This window comes from Bradyrhizobium sp. P5_C11_2 (assembly GCF_054049755.1).
The window spans coordinates 1-2,806 of the sequence record NZ_JBFULT010000772.1 but is presented as its reverse complement, the minus strand read 5'-3'; the positions used below and the strand labels follow the sequence as shown (position 1 = coordinate 2,806).

4 protein-coding genes are annotated in these 2,806 nt (G+C 66.6%); all 4 read left to right on the top strand.

Translation table 11 applies throughout. The features are described 5' to 3' along the window. Positions 1-575 (top strand): branched-chain amino acid ABC transporter permease (locus tag ACXJL8_RS38320; RefSeq protein ID WP_456686736.1); only part of this gene is annotated, 575 nt, incomplete at its 5' end. A 1-nt stretch (position 576) separates the two neighbouring features. Further along, positions 577-1,662, top strand: a complete 1,086-nt coding sequence (locus ACXJL8_RS38315) for a branched-chain amino acid ABC transporter permease (RefSeq protein ID WP_456623787.1) — start codon at positions 577-579, stop codon at positions 1,660-1,662. Continuing rightward, the gene (locus ACXJL8_RS38310; protein ID WP_456686735.1) at positions 1,655-2,437 is read left to right on the top strand and encodes an ABC transporter ATP-binding protein; all 783 of its coding nucleotides are present in this window, start codon (positions 1,655-1,657) and stop codon (positions 2,435-2,437) included. Before ACXJL8_RS38315 ends, ACXJL8_RS38310 begins: the two co-directional genes overlap by 8 nt. Continuing rightward, the coding region (locus tag ACXJL8_RS38305) for an ATP-binding cassette domain-containing protein (protein ID WP_456686734.1) at positions 2,430-2,806 on the top strand (377 nt) is incomplete at its 3' end. The genes ACXJL8_RS38310 and ACXJL8_RS38305, both read left to right, overlap by 8 nt.

Genomic DNA, 2,806 nt, shown 5'->3' with positions numbered 1-2,806 from the left:
ATCTGATGCTCTGGGTGTTCGGCGGCGACTTCTATCAGATCCAGACGCCGGCCTGGCTGGTCGGCCCGATCCAGCTGCCGCTGCTCACGGCCGTGAAATCCTCCGGCGAGCCGGTCTACCTGCAATACCCGCTGGTGCGGCTCGTGATCTTCGTCGCATCCGCGGCGATAGGCATCGCGATGTGGCTCGCGCTCAACCGCACACGGATCGGCATGATCGTGCGCGCCGGCGTCGACGACCGCGACATCCTGGCCGCGACCGGCGTGCGGATCCAACTCGTGTTCGTGCTGGTGTTCGCACTTGGCGCGGGCCTTGCCGGCATCGCCGGCGTCGTCGGAGGAACCTTCCAGTCGCTCTCACCGGGCGAGGATACGCGCTTCCTGCTCGCCTCGCTCGTCGTCGTGATCGTTGGCGGCATGGGATCGATCCCGGGAGCTGCGCTCGGCGCCGTCATCATCGGCCTCGCCGAGCAGCTTGGCTCGGTCTACATCCCGACCTACGCCATCGTCGTCACCTTCCTGATCATGGTGCTCGTGCTGGCCGTGCGGCCGCAGGGCCTGCTCACGAGGCGATGAGATGTCGCTGTTACAGAGCACCCAGCTTCGTGCAGAGCCGGCCGCAACAGCGGCGCGGCGCGCCTTCATCCGGGCCTGGCCGGAATTCCAGAATCCGGCAGTGTGGCTGGTCGCGCTGATCCTCGTGATCATGCCGCTGATCGCCAACAGCTTTTTCCTGATCGAGATCTTCGGCACCACCCTGATCCTGGGCATCATCGCGCTCAGCCTGATGTTCCTCGCCGGCTATGGCGGCATGGTCAGCCTGATGCAGCTCACGATCGCGGGCTTTGCCGGCTACATGGTCGCGGTGTTCGGCGTCAGCGGCAACGCCAATATCAGCCTGGGCTGGCCGTGGTGGCTTGCGACCCCGATGGCACTGGTGCTGGCAACGATCTTCGGCACGCTCGGCGGCGCGCTCGCGGTGCGCACCGAGGGGATCTACACCATCATGATTACGCTGGCGATCGGCGCCGCGTTCTACTATTTCACCAACCAGAACTGGGCGATCTTCAACGGCCATACCGGGATCAACACGGTCGCCACGCCGCATTTCTGGGGCGTCGACTGGCGCTCCGACATCGCCTTTTACTATGTGACGCTCGGCGTCGCGGCGATCTGCTATTTCGCGATCCAGTACGTCTCGCGCGCGCCGTTCGGCCTCGCCTTGCAGGGCGTTCGCGACAATTCCCGCCGCATGGCCACGCTCGGCTTCAACACCAACGCGCACCGCATCGCGGCCTACGCCTTCGCCGCCTTTATTGCGGCGCTCGGCGGTGTGCTGCAGGTCTGGAACTACCGACAGATCTCGCCCGGCTCGGTCAGCGTGGGCGCCTGCATCGATATATTGATCATCGCCGTGGTCGGCGGCATCACGCGGCCGATCGGCCCCTTCATTGGCGCCTTCATCTTCGTCCTGCTGCGCACCTTCGCGATCGACCTGCTGGTCAAGTTCGGGCTCGACGGAAATCGCTTCCGGCTCCTGATCGGGCTCGGCTTCCTCGCCATCGTGCTATGGTCCTCCGACGGCGTGATCGGCCTCTGGGAGCGCTGGCGACGCCGCGATACCGCTTCGGCGACGCGTTCACGCGGAGGCCGCCATGGATAGCGTCGCGCAGCGGCTGTCTGCGGTCGGTGCCGGCGCGGCGCTGGAGCTGCGCGGCGTGACACGGCTGTTCGGCGCGCTTGCGGCGTTGACCGATGTCACCATCACCGTGCGACCCGGCGAACGACGCGCGGTGCTCGGCTCGAATGGCGCCGGCAAGACCACGCTCTTCAATTGCATCACCGGCGACTTTCCACCCTCCTCCGGCACGATCCGCTTCTTCGGCGAGGACATCACCCAGTTCCCGCCCCATGAACGCATTCGTCGCGGGCTGCGCCGCACCTACCAGATCTCCGCACTGTTCCCTGGCCTCACGGTGCAGGACAATGTCTACCTGGCGTGCCGCGGCGTCTCGCGCGGGCGGTTCTCGTTGCTCCGCCCGGGGCTGAACGATGCGCTGATGCACGCAACCGAAACATTGGTGCAGGCGGTGCATCTCACCGCCGTGAAGGACCAGCGCGTCGCCGAGCTCGCGCACGGCGAGCAGCGCCAGCTCGAGATCGCGCTCGCGCTCGCCGGAGCGCCGCGCTTCATCCTGTTCGACGAGCCGGCGGCGGGCCTGTCGCCGACCGAGCGGCGCGAGCTTATCGAGATCCTGACCTCGCTGCCCGCGCATATCGGCTACATCAYCATCGAGCACGACATGGACGTTGCGCTGCGCGTGGTCGAGAGCGTGACGATGATGCACAACGGCCGCATCTTCAAGGAAGGCCTGCCAAGCGAGATCGAGTCCGATCCCGAGGTCCAGGAGCTGTATCTCGGAGGCGGCCATGAATGACCGCCGCACCGCGCCCGCGCTGGAGGTGAAAGGTCTCGACGTCTACTATGGGCACTCTCATGCGCTGCAGGGCGTCGACCTCACGCTCGATACCGGCGTGTTCTCCGTGGTCGGCCGCAACGGCATGGGCAAGACCACGCTGTGCAAGGCGATCATGGGCCTGGTTCGCGCCAGCGGCGGCTCGATCCGCATTCGCGGCGAGGAGGTCACGCGGCTGAACCCGGCACGCATCGCGCGGCTCGGCGTTGGCTACGTGCCGCAGGGCCGGCGCCTCTGGCGATCGTTGACCGTCGACGAGCATTTGCAGCTTGCGGCCGGCATGCGGCGCGGTCCCTGGACGGTCGAGCGCGTCTACGACACCTTCCCGCG

Bases quoted from the DNA above. Each gene is read 5' to 3' on its own strand.
- ACXJL8_RS38315 (WP_456623787.1), top strand. From the start codon at position 577: ATGTCGCTGTTACAGAGCACCCAGCTTCGTGCAGAGCCGGCCGCAACA.